Origin of the sequence: Inquilinus sp. (genome assembly GCF_039594555.1) — a bacterium.
Lineage (GTDB): Bacteria > Pseudomonadota > Alphaproteobacteria > DSM-16000 > Inquilinaceae > Inquilinus.
The window spans coordinates 1-14612 of sequence record NZ_JBCNNF010000159.1 but is presented as its reverse complement, the minus strand read 5'-3'; the positions used below and the strand labels follow the sequence as shown (position 1 = coordinate 14612).

13 protein-coding genes, 1 tRNA gene and 1 pseudogene are annotated in these 14612 nt (G+C 69.9%); 6 read left to right on the top strand and 9 right to left on the bottom strand.

What is annotated here, in order from left to right; translation table 11 throughout:
- The 9 genes from ABDW35_RS17965 to ABDW35_RS17925 all read right to left on the bottom strand — a co-directional run.
- On the bottom strand, positions 1–287 hold a 287-nt coding region (locus ABDW35_RS17965; RefSeq protein WP_343715249.1), incomplete at its 3' end, for a DUF308 domain-containing protein.
- On the bottom strand, positions 284–604 hold the full coding sequence (locus tag ABDW35_RS17960) for a YbjQ family protein (RefSeq protein WP_343715248.1): 321 nt from the start codon (positions 602–604) through the stop codon (positions 284–286). The genes ABDW35_RS17960 and ABDW35_RS17965, both read right to left, overlap by 4 nt.
- Positions 605–703: 99 nt before the next feature.
- Positions 704–1900, bottom strand: a complete 1197-nt coding sequence (locus ABDW35_RS17955) for a TIGR03862 family flavoprotein (RefSeq protein ID WP_343715247.1) — start codon at positions 1898–1900, stop codon at positions 704–706.
- Between the two features lie 53 nt (positions 1901–1953).
- Entirely contained in the window at positions 1954–3381 is a 1428-nt protein-coding gene (locus ABDW35_RS17950) for a gamma-aminobutyraldehyde dehydrogenase (RefSeq protein WP_343715246.1), read from the bottom strand.
- Positions 3382–3393: 12 nt separating this feature from the next.
- Complete coding sequence (locus ABDW35_RS17945) at positions 3394–4239, bottom strand: ABC transporter permease (protein WP_343715245.1); 846 nt, start codon at positions 4237–4239, stop codon at positions 3394–3396.
- Positions 4229–5176 (bottom strand): ABC transporter permease, encoded by a 948-nt coding sequence (locus ABDW35_RS17940; protein WP_343715244.1) that lies wholly within the window; start codon positions 5174–5176, stop codon positions 4229–4231. Before ABDW35_RS17940 ends, ABDW35_RS17945 begins: the two co-directional genes overlap by 11 nt.
- Positions 5173–6204: an ABC transporter ATP-binding protein gene (locus tag ABDW35_RS17935; protein ID WP_343715243.1), complete on the bottom strand. Its 1032-nt coding sequence runs from the start codon at positions 6202–6204 to the stop codon at positions 5173–5175. The genes ABDW35_RS17940 and ABDW35_RS17935 overlap by 4 nt, the downstream gene beginning before the upstream one ends.
- Before the next feature lie 183 nt (positions 6205–6387).
- Positions 6388–7554: an ABC transporter substrate-binding protein gene (locus tag ABDW35_RS17930; RefSeq protein WP_343715242.1), complete on the bottom strand. Its 1167-nt coding sequence runs from the start codon at positions 7552–7554 to the stop codon at positions 6388–6390.
- A 103-nt stretch (positions 7555–7657) separates the two neighbouring features.
- Complete coding sequence (locus ABDW35_RS17925; protein WP_343715241.1) at positions 7658–8572, bottom strand: LysR family transcriptional regulator; 915 nt, start codon at positions 8570–8572, stop codon at positions 7658–7660.
- A gap of 363 nt (positions 8573–8935) precedes the next feature.
- Between ABDW35_RS17925 and ABDW35_RS17920 the strand changes: the two genes are divergently transcribed.
- The 6 genes and pseudogenes from ABDW35_RS17920 to ABDW35_RS17895 form a co-directional block, all read left to right on the top strand.
- Positions 8936–10378 carry a DEAD/DEAH box helicase gene (locus ABDW35_RS17920; RefSeq protein WP_343715240.1) on the top strand — a complete coding sequence of 481 codons (1443 nt, stop codon included), beginning with the start codon at positions 8936–8938 and terminating at the stop codon, positions 10376–10378.
- A 51-nt stretch (positions 10379–10429) separates the two neighbouring features.
- Complete coding sequence (dusA, locus tag ABDW35_RS17915) at positions 10430–11431, top strand: tRNA dihydrouridine(20/20a) synthase DusA (RefSeq protein WP_343715239.1); 1002 nt, start codon at positions 10430–10432, stop codon at positions 11429–11431.
- Positions 11432–11511: 80 nt separating this feature from the next.
- Positions 11512–11586: transfer RNA gene (locus ABDW35_RS17910), tRNA-Val, on the top strand.
- A 135-nt stretch (positions 11587–11721) separates the two neighbouring features.
- On the top strand, positions 11722–12552 hold the full coding sequence (locus ABDW35_RS17905; RefSeq protein ID WP_343715238.1) for a DUF3108 domain-containing protein: 831 nt from the start codon (positions 11722–11724) through the stop codon (positions 12550–12552).
- 108 nt (positions 12553–12660) lie between these two features.
- Positions 12661–14019: a bifunctional UDP-N-acetylglucosamine diphosphorylase/glucosamine-1-phosphate N-acetyltransferase GlmU gene (glmU, locus tag ABDW35_RS17900; protein ID WP_343715237.1), complete on the top strand. Its 1359-nt coding sequence runs from the start codon at positions 12661–12663 to the stop codon at positions 14017–14019.
- Positions 14019–14612 (top strand): annotated as a pseudogene (locus ABDW35_RS17895) (glutamine--fructose-6-phosphate aminotransferase); the annotation flags it as partial. The gene glmU and the pseudogene ABDW35_RS17895, both read left to right, overlap by 1 nt.

The following is a 14612-nucleotide window of genomic DNA, read 5'->3' as shown; positions in this document are numbered from 1 at the left end:
TCCCCGTCCTTCACATAGCGGCGCTCGCCGGTCCGGGCATGGGTGAACACGGTGACCGTGGCGTTGCTGTCGGGGTCGACGAAGCGCTCGCCGCTGTCCTCCCAGCCGGGACCGGGATGGCCGTCGTCCAGCGGCTTGTAGCGGTGCTGCTCCCAGGCCGTGCCGACCACCAGCAGGCCGCCGGAGACCAGCAGCCAGATCCCGGCGCCGACCGTGCCGGCGGCCATCGCCACGACGCCCAGCACCAGCGCCAGCACGCCGAGGACGATCAGGACGGACCGGATCATGCCGGCTCGATCACCGCGGCGGTGCCATAGGCGACAATCTCGCTCATGGTCTCGCCGATCTCGGAGCTGTCGAAACGCATCATGACGATGGCGTTGGCGCCCATCAGCGTGGCGTTCTGCACCATGCGGTCGAGGGCATGGCGCCGCGCCTCCTCCAGCATCTGGGTGTATTCGGTGATCTCGCCGCCGACGATGGAGCGCAGCCCGGCCATGAAGTTGCCGCCGATGCCGCGGCTGCGCACCACCACGCCGAAGCACTGCCCCAGCATCTTCGTCACCCGATGGCCCGCCACGCCCTCGGTGGTCACGACAATCATTGCAGCTCTCCGTCGCTCGGTTGCGGCGCCGCGTCGACCGGGCGCCGGCAGTGGCAGGAGAGCCGGTGTTGATGGCAATCTGATGGTCAGCCGAATGGCTCAGCCCAGCAGCCCGCGGGCGGCGGCGACGCCGGTGGCGAAGCAGCCCTGCAGCAGGTAGCCGCCAGTCGGCGCCTCCCAGTCCAGCATCTCGCCGCAGGCGAAGACGCCGGGCAGCGCCTTCAGCTCCAGCGCCGGCGTCAGGGCGTCGAGGCGGATGCCGCCGGCGGTGGAGATGGCGCGGTCCAGCGGCCGCAGGCCCGTCGGGCGCAGCGGGATCGCCTTGATCGCGGCGGCCAGGGCCTCCGGCGTCGCCAGCGCCTCGGCGGCGAAGCCCTCGCGCAGCAGCGGCCAGGCCGGGCCGGTCAGGGACAGGGCCCGGCGCAGCCGGTTCGGGGCGCTGTCGCTGCTGCCGGCCCGGGCCAGCCGGTCGGCGATCTCCGCCGCGCTCATGTCCGGCCGCAGGTCCAGAGTAAGCACGGCGCCACCATCCCGCGCGATCGCCTCGCGCAGCCCGGGCCCGAGCGCATAGACCGCGCCGCCTTCCAGGCCGGTGGCGGCGATCACCGCCTCGCCGCGCACGGTGCGGCCGGCGAGGGTCAGGGCGATGCGTTTCAGCGGCGTTCCGGCGAAGCGGTCGCGCAGATGTGCCGACCAAGCGATCTCGACGCCGGCATTGGCCGGAAGCAGTGGCGCGATGGCGACGCCGCGCGCCGCCAGGACCGGCGCCCAGCCGCCGTCGCCGCCCAGACGCGGCCAGCTGGCACCGCCCAACGCCAGGATGGTGGCGTCGGCCTCGGCCTCGAACTCGCCGTCCGGCCCGCGCAGCAGCGGACGGTTGCCGGCGGTGAGGCCGATCCAGTCGTGCCGGGTGCGGACCCCGACGCCGAGCTCCGCCAGCCGGCCCAGCCAAGCGCGCAGCAGGGGCGATGCCTTCAGGCTCTCCGGGAACACCCGGCCGCTGGAGCCGACGAAGGTCGGGACACCGAGATCGTGGCTCCAGGCCCGCAGATCGTCCGGCGTGAAGGCGCGGACCAGCGGCTCGATCCAGCTCTGCGCCGCGCCGTAGCGGGTGACGAAGCGGTCCAGCGGCTCGGAATGGGTCAGGTTCAGCCCGCCGCGCCCGGCCATCAGGAACTTCCGCCCGACCGTCGGCATGCGGTCGTAGACGGTCACGCGCCGCCCGGCCTCGGCCAGGCGCTGCGCGGCGATCAGCCCGGCGGGGCCGCCGCCGATGATGGTGATGGATTGCGACATGGCGCGGACCCTAACGGGCCCGGCCGCGCAATCCAAGCTGCCTCAGCCGCAAATCAGCTGAAGTTCATCATCACGTGCCGCACGACGGTGTAGTCCTCCAGGCCGTACATCGACATGTCCTTGCCGTAGCCGGACATCTTCAGCCCGCCATGCGGCATCTCGGTGGTCAGGGTGAAATGGGCGTTCACCCAGACGCAGCCATATTGCAGCCGGGCCGAGGTCTTCAGCGCCGTCTTCACATTGCTGGTCCAGACCGAGGAGGCCAGGCCGTAATCGCTGTCATTGGCCCAGGCGATGGCGGCGTCCGGGTCGTCGAAGCGGGTGACCGAGACCACCGGCCCGAACACCTCCTTGCGCACGATCTCGTCGGTCTGCAGCGCGCCGGCCACCAGGGTCGGCCTGAAGAAGAAGCCGTCGCCCTCGGCCTTGCCGCCGCCGGCCAGGATCTCGGTATGCTTCTGCGCCGCCGCGCGCTCGACGAAGCTGGCCACGCGGTCGCGCTGGCGCTCGCTGATCAGGGGGCCGATCTCGCTGGCCGCGTCGTCCGGCGCGCCGTATTTCAGGCTGGCGACCGCGCCGGCCAGGTCGGCCACCAGCCGGTCATAGATCTTCGGCCCGGCATAGACCCGGCAGGCCGCGGTGCAGTCCTGCCCGGCATTGTAGAAGCCGCCGGCGCGGACGCCGGCCACCACAGCCTCGAGGTCGGCGTCGTCGAACACCAGCACCGGCGCCTTGCCGCCGAGCTCGAGATGGGTGCGCTTCAGGTTCTTCACCGCCGCCTGCAGCACCTTCTGGCCGGTGGCGATGTCGCCGGTCAGCGACACCATGCGCACCTGCGGATGGGCGGTCAGCGCCGAGCCGACGGTCTCGCCGCGGCCGGCGACGACGTTGATCACGCCCTTGGGGAAGAGCTCGGCCAGGGCGCGGCCCAGCTTCAGCGCGGTCAGCGGCGTCTGCTCCGACGGCTTCAGCACCACCGTGTTGCCGGCGGCCAGGGCCGGGGCGATCTTCCAGGCCAGCATCATCAGCGGGTAGTTCCAGGGCGCGATCGACCCGACCACGCCGATCGGGTCGCGCCGGATCATGCTGGTGTGGTTGGCGACGTATTCGCCGGCAGCCGAGCCGGTCAGGCAGCGGGTGGCGCCCGCGAAGAAGCGGAAGGTGTCGATGATCGCCGGCAGCTCGTCTTCGAGAACCCGGGCATAGGGCTTGCCGCAGTTCAGCGATTCCAGTCGGGCGAAGGCCTCGGCCTCGCGTTCGATCGCGTCGGCCAGCTTCAGCAGGTGCCCGGCGCGCTGGGCCGGGGTGGTCAGCGACCAGCTTTCGAAGGCGCGAGCCGCTGCGGAGATGGCGGCGTTGAGCTGGGCCTGCGAGGCCTCCGGCACCTCGACGATCAGCTTGCCGGTCGCCGGGTTCAGCACCTTCTCGGTCTGGCCCTCGCCCTTCACCAGGGCGCCGTCGATCAGAAGCTCGATGTCCATGGAAACTCTCCCTTACTTGCCGGAGCCCGAAAAATCATGGGTGTCGCGGGTGAGGTAATAGGCGCCGACGATCGGCAGGAACGTCACGACGATGACGATGATGGCGACGACATTGGTCACCGGCCGCTGCCGTGGCTTGATCAGCTCGCCCAGCATCCAGATCGGCAGGGTCTGCTGCTGACCGGCGGTGAAGGTGGTGACGATGACCTCGTCGAAGCTGAGGGCGAAGGCCAGCATGCCGCCGGCCAGGAGGGCCGTGGCGATGTTCGGCAGCACCACATGGCGGAAGGTCTGGAACCCGTCGGCGCCGAGATCCATCGACGCCTCGATCAGCGAGCCCGAGGTGCGCCGGAACCGGGCCAGCACGTTGTTGTAGACGACGACGATGCAGAAGGTGGCGTGGCCGATGACGATGGTCCAGAAGCTGAACGGGATCTCCAGCAGCGAATAGGCCGACCGCAGGGCGATGCCGGTGATGATGCCGGGCAGGGCGATCGGCAGGATGATCAGCAGCGACAGCGTCTCGCGCCCGAAGAACCGGCTGCGCCAGACCGCGGCGGCGGCGCAGGTGCCCAGCACGATGGCCAGCGCCGTCGCCATCGCCGCGACTTTAACCGACAGTTCCAGCGCGGCCCAGATGTCCGGCCGGTTCAGCCAGGCGGTGCTGAACCAGTGCAGCGTCAGGCCCGGCGGCGGGAACTGGAAGGTCTTCTCGTCGCTGGAGAAGGCGTAGAGCAGGATGAACAGCAGCGGCACATGCAGGAACAGGATGCCGGCCAGGGCCGACAGGCGCAGCGCCCAGGGGGCACGGGTGCCGGCGGTGACCTTGCCGCGCGCGGCGGTGGCGTCAGAGCGCATCGAAGGCCCCCAGGCGTTTCGCCGCCGTCAGATAGACCGCCATGATCAGGATCGGCACCACGGTGAAGGCGGCGGCCAGCGGCACGTTGCCGGCGGTGCCCTGCAGCTGCAGCACCACCTGGCCGATGAAGGGGCGGGAGGAGCCGATGATGCCGGGGATGATGTAGTCGCCCAGGGTCAGCGAGAAGGTGAAGATCGACCCCGCGACCACGCCGGGAAAGGCCAGCGGCAGGATCACCGTCCGGAAGGTCTGCGCGGGCCTGGCGCCGAGATCGGCCGAGGCCTCGGTCAGCGACCGCGGCACCCGCTCCAGCGCCGCCTGAACCGGCAGGATCATGTAAGGCAGCCAGATGTAGATGAAGACCGTGGCGGTGCCGAGATAGGCGCTGGACAGCGACGGTCCGCCGACCACCGGCAGGGCCAGGATGCCGTCCAGGAGCCAGGTCAGGTGCAGCTCCCCGGCCAGCCAGGTGATCACGCCCTCGCGCGCCAGGATCAGCTTCCAGGCATAGACCTTGACCAGGTAGCTCGACCACAGCGGCAGCATGATCGCGATGTAGAAGGCCGCCTTGGCCCGGCCGCGGGCATAGCGCGCGGCGTAATAGGCGATCGGGAAGCCGATCAGGGCGCAGGCCAACGTCACCACCGCCGCCATCACCGCCGTGCGCAGCACGACATCCATGTTGGCGGCGGTGAACAGGTCGCCATAGGTCGACAGGGTGAATTCCGGGACGATCATCCCGGTGAAGCCGTCGACCGAATAGAAGCTCTGCAGCAGGAGCGCGAACAGCGAGCCGAGATAGACCACGCCGAGCCACAGCAGCGGCGGCGTCAGCAGCAGGATCAGCAGCAGCCAGCCATTGCGGTACAGCAGCCGCGCGGCGCGCCGGCCGACGCCGTCCGAAGCAGGGACGGGAAGGGTGGCGGCGACGCTCATGCCGCAAGGTCCGCGAGCGGGTGGGCGTGCTCGCGCCGCCAGGCCAGCCGCACCGACTGGCCGGGGGCCTTGGGCGCGGCATCGAGGTTGGATTCGACCACGTCGACGGCGCCGCCGGGGGCCAGCGCCACGCGGTAGCGGGTGGTGGCACCAAGGAAGGCGACGCCGTCCACCGTGCCGGCCACCTCGACCGCATCGGCCGGCGCCGTCTGGCCGTCGCCGAGGATGCGGATGCGTTCCGGCCGCAGCGCGAAGGGCCGGGCCTGGCCCATCAGCTTCCCGGCGGTGGCGGCGTCGACCATGTTCGAGGCGCCGACGAAGCCGGCGACGAAGGCGGTTTCCGGCCGGTCGTAGATCGCGCTCGGCGTGTCGATCTGCTCGACCTTGCCGCGGTTGAACACCGCCACCCGGTCGCTCATCGCCAGGGCCTCGCCCTGGTCGTGGGTGACGTAGACGAAGGTGATGCCGACCTGGCGCTGCAGGGCCTTCAGCTCCTCCTGCATCGCCTCGCGCAGCTTGAGGTCCAGCGCGCCCAGCGGCTCGTCCAGCAGCAGCACGGAGGGGCGGTTGACCAGGGCGCGGGCCAGGGCGACGCGCTGGCGCTGGCCGCCCGACAGCTGGGCCGGCCGCCGCCCGGCGAAGTCGCCGAGCTTGACCATGCCCAGCATCTCCTCGGCCCGGCGCCGGCGTTCGGCCTTCGGCACGCGCCGGATCATCAGGCCGTAGGCCACGTTCTCCCACACGCTCATATGCGGGAAGAGGGCGTAGTCCTGGAAGACGGTGTTGACGTCGCGGTCATAGGGCGGGGTCGCCGAGACGTCGCTGCCATGCAGCAGCAGGTGCCCCGCGGTCGGCAGCTCGAACCCCGCGATCAGCCGCAGGCAGGTGGTCTTGCCCGAGCCGGAGGGCCCGAGCATCGAGAAGAACTCGCTGTCGCGGATCTCGAAGCTGACATCGTCCACCGCCCGCACCGAACCGAAATGGCGGCTGACATGGTCGAAGCGGACGGCGGTGCTGCGGTGGGTCATGGGATCGGCCTGTGGCTAGGCAGGTGCGAGGTGGCGCGGCTGGCTTCCCCCTCACCCGAAATCGCTGCGCGATTTCGACCTCTCCCCAAGGAGAGGTGAAGGAGCCGCGATCCGGTCCCTCTCCTCGGGGAGAGGGAGGGGCCCGGCCCGTCAGGGCCGGGAGGGTTAGGGGGTTGGAGCGGTCTATCGTCCACCCAGGATGGCGATGTAGTCCGTGGTCCAGCGCAGATAGGGGACGCAGCCTTCCGGATGGTCGGGGCACTGCTGCCTCGGCGTGGTCCAGAAGTGGATCTTCTCGAAATTGTCGAAGCCGTTCGCCTTGCAGCCCTCGGCGCCGAGCAGCTCGTTGCCCTGGCACGCGGCTGGCACAACCGGCACCGAGCCGAACCAGGCGGCGAGGTCGCCCTGCAGCTTGTTGCTCAGCGAATGCTCCATCCACTTGTAGGCGCAGTTCGGATGGGCCGCGTCGGCATGCAGCATGGTGGTATCGGCCCAGCCCGTCGCCCCTTCCTCGGGCACGACGCTGGCGATCGGCTTGTTCTGCGACTTCAGCAGGTTGACCTGGAACGGCCAGGCGGAGGAGGCGACCACGCCCTCATTGATGAAGTCGTCGACCTGGACCGTGGCGTCATGCCAGTAGCGCAGCACCAGCTGGCGCTGGCCGCGCAGCAGGTCCAGCGCCGCCTTGTACTGGTCCTCGTTCAGCTGGTACGGGTCCTTGATGCCCAACTCGGGCTTGGCCTTCATCAGATACAGCGCGGCGTCGGCGATGTAGATCGGCCCGTCATAGGCCTCGACCCGGCCCTTGTTCGGCTTGCCGTCGGGCAGGTTGGTCGGCTCGAACACCACGCTCCAGCTCTTCGGCGGCTCCTTGAACACCTCGGTGTTGTAGGCCAGCACGTTCGGGCCCCACTGGTAGGGCACGCCGTAATGCTTGCCGTCGACGGTGAACCAGGGCGCGTTCTGCAGCCGCTTGTCGATCGTCTTCCAGCCGGGGATCAGGTCGGTGTTGATCTCCTGCACCCGCTTTCCGTAGATCAGGCGCAGGCTGGCGTCGCCGGAGGCGGTGACGAGGTCGAAGCCGCCCTCGTTCATCAGCGCCACCATCTCGTCCGAGGTGCCGGCGACCTTGACGTTGACCTTGCAGCCGGTTTCCTTCTCGAAGCCGGTGACCCAGTCATAGGCCTTATCGGTCTCGCCGCGCTCGATGTAGCCGGCCCAGGCGACGATATCGACCTGGCCCTCACCCTTGCCGACGGCCTTCAGCGGCGCGGCGCCGGCCAGGGTGGTGGTGCCGAGCACGGCCAGGGCGCTGCCCAGGGCCAGAATCCGGCGAAGCTGCGGTCCCATCTCGATCTCCCCGTTGATCGTGTTGTTGGGAAGAATGGTAGGTCCGTTGCCGGAATACCGAGAAATATGAAATATCCGGTTTTGCTATCGGGGAAACCGATGGCTACAGCGACCGCAGGCGCGGTGCCGGGTGGGTGCGGGCGACCTGGATGAAGGTCTCGGCCTGGGTCGAGAGCGGTGAGCCCCGGCGCCAGACCACGCCGACATCCAGCGTCGGCAGCGGGTCGGCCAGCGGCCGCGCCTCGATCCGGTCGCCTTCCAGCGACCAGGGGCGATAGGCCATGTCGGGCAGGATGGCGACGCCGGCGCCGGTCGCCACCAGGCTGCGCACGGCCTCGACCGAGGCGGTGCGCAACACCCGTTTCGGGATCAGCCCGGCGGCACGCCAGACCAGGTCGCTGGCCTCGACGATCTCGTCCACCGCCAGCGCGATCAGCGGCTCGTCGACGATCTCGGCCAGCGGGATCGCCTCGCGCCCCATGAAGCGGTGGTCCGGCGGCAGCCACAGCCGGCTCTCGGAGCGGACCAGGATCTCGCTCTCCAGCGCGTCGCGGTTGTCGAGGGTCGAGACGATCATCACCGCGACCGCGATCTCGCCGTTGATCATCAGGTGCTCGATATAGCTCCGCTCCTCCTCGATCACCTCGACCGTGACGTTCGGGAACACCCGGCGGAAGCGGGCCAGCAGGTCGGCCAGGAAATAGCCGGAGACCATGGTGGTGACGCCGAGGGGCAGGGTGCCCTGCACCGCCTCCGGCAGGGTCTTCAGTGCGTTCTGGGCGTCGGCCACCGCCGCCAGGATGGTGCGGGCATGGCGCAGGAACTGGTGGCCCGGATAGGTCAGGATCACGCCGCGGGCATGGCGCTCGAACAGCCGCGCGCCGGTCTGCTCCTCCAGCGCCTTTAGCGCATCGGTGATCGCCGATTGCGAGATGCCGACCGCCGCGGCACCGCCGGAGACCGAGCCGGCCTCGGCCACCGCGGTGAAATAGGCGATCTGGCGTAGCGTGACGTTCATGCCGGCCACGGTCCCGCGGCCCGATCCAGGCCGCAAGGGAAATCGATGGGCGGGTAGAGACGATCGGCAGAACCGAACGAAATTTTCTGAGGCGCCATGCAGGGCAGGAATGCAAAGCCCCGAAAGCCTTGACTTTTGTGCAGTGCGCAACGACATTCCGGTCGCTGCAGTGGTTACGTCCACAGACAGCCGTCGGCCACCGATCGCGTGAGCGCTCCCTCCGGGATGCGTCCTGTCGGTCCCGATCGAAGTCATCCGACTGCCCAGATCGCGCGGGGCGTCATCGTCAACCCCGCGCTTATCCCCATGACCCGGCTGAACCGGTGTCCGTGGCTCGGCGTCGTTGTTACCGAAAGTTTCCCTTTGACCAGTTTTACCGATCTCGGCCTGAACGCGCTCATTCTCAAGGCGCTGGCGGCCGAGGGCTACGAGACCCCGACGCCGATCCAGGCGCAGTCCATCCCCCATCTGCTGCAGGGCCGTGACCTGCTGGGCGTCGCCCAGACCGGCACCGGCAAGACCGCCGCCTTCGCCCTGCCGATCCTGCACCGGCTGATGGCCGACCGGCGCTCGGCGCCGCGCCGCGGCTGCCGCGCTCTGGTGCTGAGCCCGACCCGCGAGCTGGCCAGCCAGATCGCCGAGAGCTTCCGCGTCTATGGCCGCCACCTGCCGCTGACCCGCACCACCGTGTTCGGCGGCGTCGGCATGGGTCCGCAGATCCGCACCATGGCGCAGGGCGTCGACGTCCTGGTCGCCACCCCGGGCCGGCTGCTCGACCTGATGTCCCAGGGCGCCATCAAGCTCAACGAGCTCGACGTCTTCGTCCTGGACGAGGCCGACCAGATGCTCGACATGGGCTTCATCCACGCCATCCGGAAGATCGTCGCGACCCTGCCGGCCAAGCGGCAGAGCCTGTTCTTCTCGGCCACCATGCCGACCGACATCTCCGACCTGGCCGGCCGGCTGCTGACCGATCCGGTGCGGGTCGAGGTCGCGCCGGTCGCGACCACGGCCGAGCGCATCGACCAGCGCGTCATGTTCGTCGAGAAGGACGACAAGCGGTCGCTGCTCACCGAGATCCTGCGCGATGACGAGAGCATCCGCCGCGTCCTGGTGTTCACCCGCACCAAGCACGGCGCCGACCGCGTCGCCAAGCAGTTGACCCAGGCCGGCATCGTCGCCGACGCGATCCACGGCAACAAGTCGCAGAGCCAGCGCGAGCGCGCCCTGCTGGGCTTCCGCAACGGCAAGGTCCGGGTGCTGGTCGCCACCGACATCGCCGCCCGCGGCATCGATGTCGACGGCGTCACCCATGTGATCAACTTCGAGCTGCCGAACGTGCCGGAGAGCTATGTCCATCGCATCGGCCGCACCGCGCGCGCCGGCGCCGACGGCATGGCGATCTCGTTCTGCGACGTCGAAGAGCGCGCCTATCTGCGCGACATCGAGAAGCTGATCCGCCAGCCGGTGCCGGTGGTGGAGGAGCATGCCTACCGCTCCACCATCCCGTTCCGGCAGGGCAGCGCCGGCCCGGCCCCGCGCGGCCAGGGCCGTCCGCAGCAGCGCAGCGGCCGGCCGCAGGGCGGTCAGGGCCAGCGCCCCCAGGGACAGGGCCAGCGCCCGCACGGCCATGGCGGCCATCACGGCCAGGGGCAGCGGCCCCAGGGCCAGACCGGCCAGCGTCCGCATGGCCATGGTCACCAGGGCGGCCAGCGCCCGGCGCAGCAGGGCGGCGACCGCCGTCCGGCGCCGGCGGCGAATGACGGCGGCTCGGCGCCGATGCGCCGACGCCCGGTCGGCCGCTGAATGAACGCGCCGGGGCTTCGGTCCCGGCGTCCTTCTGGATAGACTGCGGCCATGACGACGACCGCCGACACGCACCGCCTCTCCGTGGCGCCGATGATGGACTGGACGGACCGGCACTGCCGGTTCTTCCTGCGCCAGGTCTCGCGCCGTGTCCGGCTGTACACCGAGATGGTGACCACCGGCGCGGTGCTGCATGGCGACCGCGAGCGCATCCTGGGCTTTTCCGAGGCGGAGCAGCCGGTGGCGCTGCAGCTCGGCGGCAGCGACCCCGACGCGATGGCACGCGCTGCCGCCATCGGCGCCGACTGGGGCTATGCCGAGATCAACATGAATGTCGGCTGCCCCAGCGACCGGGTGCAGTCCGGCCGCTTCGGCGCCTGCCTGATGGCCGAGCCTGCGACCGTCGCCGCCTGCGTCTCGGCGATGCGCGCCGCCTGCGATGTGCCGGTCACCGTCAAGTCGCGCATCGGCATCGACGACCGCGACAGCTATGAGGAGCTGGTGGCCTTCATCGGCACCATCGCCGAGGCCGGCTGCGACACCTTCATCGTCCACGCCCGCAAGGCCTGGCTGAGCGGGCTGAGCCCGAAGGAGAACCGCGAGATCCCGCCGCTGCGCTACGAGGTGGTGCACCGGCTGAAGCGCGATTTCCCGCATCTCACCATCGCGATCAATGGCGGCATCACCTCGCTTGACGCCGCCGAGCAGCAACTCGCCTATCTCGACGGCGTCATGATCGGCCGCGAGGCCTATCAGAATCCCTGGATTCTGGCCGAGGCCGACCGCCGCATCTTCGGCGAGGACGGGCCCGCCCGCAGCCGCCGCGACGCGATCGACGGCTTCCTGCCCTATGTCGAGGCGAACCGGTCCAGGGGCGTGCCGCTTGGGTCCATGACCCGCCACATCCTCGGCCTGTACCAGGCCGTGCCGGGCGCCCGGGCCTTCCGCCGCCACCTGGCCGAGAACGCCCACCGCCCGGGGGCAGGGCCGGAGGTGCTGCGCGCCGCCGCTGACCTGGTCGAGGCCGCGATCGAGCAGCGCCGGGCGGCCTGACGAAAAGACCTTCGGGCCGCCGCATTGCGGCCTTGACAGCCGGGATGCCGCCTCGTACTTAAGCGGCCCCGACGACGCGGGGGCGCGTAGCTCAGCGGGAGAGCACTCCCTTCACACGGGAGGGGTCACAGGTTCAATCCCTGTCGCGCCCACCATCCTCCGGTCGTCCGGCGGCAATCCGATATCACGAGATTCCTCGGCCGCGCTATCAGCCGGCCCCTGGATATCGCCGCAATCGCGCCCCAGTTTCTTCGCAGTCTGCCGCTCCCGCCGCGAGGTTTCCGACGCGCATGCACCGCCTGATCCCGATCGCCGCCTCCCTCATCGCCTTAGCCGCCGGCCCCGCTCTGGCCGCCGATGCCGGCGCCCGCATGACCTACGACGTCTATGTCGGCGGCCTGCGCATGCTGGAGGTGACGTCCGGATTGTCGCTGGGCCGCGACCGCTACGACATCGACCTGTCGGCCCATGTGGTCGGCATCGCCGCCACCTTCAGCAGCTGGCGATCGAACGTGCAGTCGAGCGGCGCCCTGGAAGGCCCGCGGGTGCGCCCGGCCCGCAATGTGGTGGAGCGGATCAATGGCGACGACGCCCGGACCACGACCATCACCTTCCTCGGCGGCGGCAAGATGGATGTGGTGATCGTGCCGAGCAAGAAGCCGAAGCGCGAGCAGACCATCCCGCCGGCACAACTGACGCATGCCGTGGATCCGTTGAGCGGCGTGGTGTCGATCCTGCAGGCGATGCATGTCGGTGCCGAGGCCTGCAAGGGGCAGGTGCCGGTGTTCGATGGACGCCGGCTGTACCGCGCCGACCTGACCGACGGCGGTGCGGTGATGCTGGAGAAGTCGGATCTGGGGATCTATGGCGGCGAGGCGCAGCGCTGCACCCTGACGCTGACGCCGATGGTCGGCGACTTCAACTTCGGCGACGAGCGACGGACCACCAAGCCGACCGAGTATTTCCAGCGCAGCTCCCGCGTGTCGGAGGAGCGGGTGATCGAGACCTGGCTGGCCTCGCCCGGCGGCGGGCTGCCGGCGGTGCCTGTGCGGATCCAGAGCGAGTCGCCCTGGGGGCTCGTCGTAGTCCATCTGCGGGCGGCGCAGGCCGGTGCCTCCTGATCTCAAGCCCACGGCGTAACCCGTCGAAACAATAATTGAATTTGCCTTTCCGCCCGGCCGTGGCAGATGACATGGGATATTGTTCCGTGATTGTGGAGCTATCGCCCCGTGAGTGCTGTCGCCTGCCTCATCCTTGCCGCCGGCAAGGGCACGCGGATGAAGTCCGACCGACCCAAGGTGATGCACGAGCTCGCCGGCCGGTCGATGCTCGGCCATGTCGTCGCCGCCGCCCAGGCGCTGGCGCCTGAGCGGATCGCCGTGGTGGTGGGCCCGGGGATGGAGGCGGTGGCCGCGAGCGTCGCCCCGGTCCCGACCGTGGTCCAGCCCGATCAGAAGGGCACCGGCGACGCGGTGCGCGCGGCGCTGCCGGCGATCGAAGGCTTCCAGGGCGACGTCATCGTGCTGTTCGGCGACACGCCGCTCTTGACCACGGCGACGCTGGAGCGGCTGGTCGCGGCCCGCCGCGCCGCGGAAGACCCGGCGGTGGTGGTGCTCGGCATGCGCCCGGCTGATCCGCTGCAATATGGCCGGCTGGTGCAGACCGCCGATGGCGGCCTCGATCGCATCGTCGAGTTTTCCGAGGCCAGCGAGGACGAGCGCCGGATCGGCCTGTGCAACGCCGGCATCATGACCTTCGACGGCCGCCGCCTGCCCGAACTGGTCGCGGCACTGCAGGCGAACAACGCCAAGGGCGAGTTCTTCCTGACCGACACGGTCGAAGCCGCTCGCGCCCGCGGCTGGGCCTGCAGCGTGGTCGAGGGCAACCCCGACGAGGTGCTGGGCATCAACTCCCGGGTCGAGCTGGCCGATGCCGAGGCGATCCTGCAGGACCGGCTGCGCCGCCAGGCCATGCTGGGCGGCGCGACGCTGATCGACCCGAAGACCACTTGGCTATCGGTCGACACGAAGCTGGGGCGGGACGTGGTGATCGGCCCGTCGACCTTCTTCGGCCCCGGCGTCACGATCGAGGACGGGGTCGAGATCCTGGGCTTCAGCCATATCGAGGGTGCTACGATCCGCAGCGGCGCCCGCATCGGGCCCTTCGCCCGGCTGCGCCCGGTCACGACGGTGGGCGAGGGGGCGCATATCGGCAACTTCGTCGAGCTGAAGGCGGCGGACCTGGCCGCCGGCGCCAAGGCCAACCACCTGACCTATCTCGGCGACGTCTCGGTCGGCGAGAAGACCAATATCGGCGCCGGCACCATCGTCTCGAACTACGACGGCTACAACAAGTTCCGCACCAGCATCGGGGCCGAGGTCTTCGTCGGCTCGGACACCGTTCTGGTGGCGCCGGTGACGGTCGGCGACCGCTCCAACATCGCCGCCGGCAGCGTCATCACCCGCGACGTCGCTCCCGACGCGCTGGCGATCGGCCGGGCGCGGCAGGAAGACAAGCCCGGCTGGGCGCCCGGCTATCGCGAGAGGAAGAAAGCCGAGAAGGCCAAACGTGCGCAGGAGAAGAGCTGATGTGCGGCATCGTCGGCATCGTCGGAACCCGGCCGGTGGCGGCCCGGCTGGTCGAGGCGCTGAAGCGCCTGGAGTATCGCGGCTATGACTCGGCCGGCATCGCCACCCTGGTCGGCGGCCGGATCGAGCGGCGCCGGGCCGAAGGCAAGCTGGTCAACCTGGAGGCCCGCCTGGGCGCGGCGCCGATCGACGGCACCATCGGCATCGGCCACACCCGCTGGGCGACGCATGGCCGGCCCAGTGAAAACAACGCCCACCCGCACGCGACCGACCGGGTCGCGATCGTCCACAACGGCATCATCGAGAATTTCCGCGAGCTGCGGCGCGAGCTCGAGGGTCTGGGCCATGCCTTCGCCACCGAGACCGATTCCGAGATCGTCGCCCATCTGGTCAGCCACTATCTCGACCAGCAGCTGGCGCCGCGCGAGGCCAGCGCCGCGGCGCTGAAGCGGCTGGAGGGCGCCTTCGCCCTGGCCTTCCTGTTCACCGGCGAGGAGGATTTGCTGGTGGTCGCCCGCCGCGGCTCGCCGCTGGCCATCGGCTTCGGTGACGGCGAGATGTATGTCGGCTCCGATGCCCTGGCGATCGGCGCC

Excerpts from the sequence above, each read along its gene's own strand:
- ABDW35_RS17940 (WP_343715244.1), bottom strand. The coding sequence starts at position 5,176 with ATGAGCGTCGCCGCCACCCTTCCCGTCCCTGCTTCGGACGGCGTCGGC.
- ABDW35_RS17960 (WP_343715248.1), bottom strand. The coding sequence starts at position 604 with ATGATTGTCGTGACCACCGAGGGCGTGGCGGGCCATCGGGTGACGAAG.
- ABDW35_RS17925 (WP_343715241.1), bottom strand. The coding sequence starts at position 8,572 with ATGAACGTCACGCTACGCCAGATCGCCTATTTCACCGCGGTGGCCGAG.
- dusA (WP_343715239.1), top strand. The coding sequence starts at position 10,430 with ATGACGACGACCGCCGACACGCACCGCCTCTCCGTGGCGCCGATGATG.
- ABDW35_RS17945 (WP_343715245.1), bottom strand. The coding sequence starts at position 4,239 with ATGCGCTCTGACGCCACCGCCGCGCGCGGCAAGGTCACCGCCGGCACC.
- ABDW35_RS17905 (WP_343715238.1), top strand. The coding sequence starts at position 11,722 with ATGCACCGCCTGATCCCGATCGCCGCCTCCCTCATCGCCTTAGCCGCC.
- ABDW35_RS17950 (WP_343715246.1), bottom strand. The coding sequence starts at position 3,381 with ATGGACATCGAGCTTCTGATCGACGGCGCCCTGGTGAAGGGCGAGGGC.
- ABDW35_RS17930 (WP_343715242.1), bottom strand. The coding sequence starts at position 7,554 with ATGGGACCGCAGCTTCGCCGGATTCTGGCCCTGGGCAGCGCCCTGGCC.
- ABDW35_RS17935 (WP_343715243.1), bottom strand. The coding sequence starts at position 6,204 with ATGACCCACCGCAGCACCGCCGTCCGCTTCGACCATGTCAGCCGCCAT.
- ABDW35_RS17955 (WP_343715247.1), bottom strand. The coding sequence starts at position 1,900 with ATGTCGCAATCCATCACCATCATCGGCGGCGGCCCCGCCGGGCTGATC.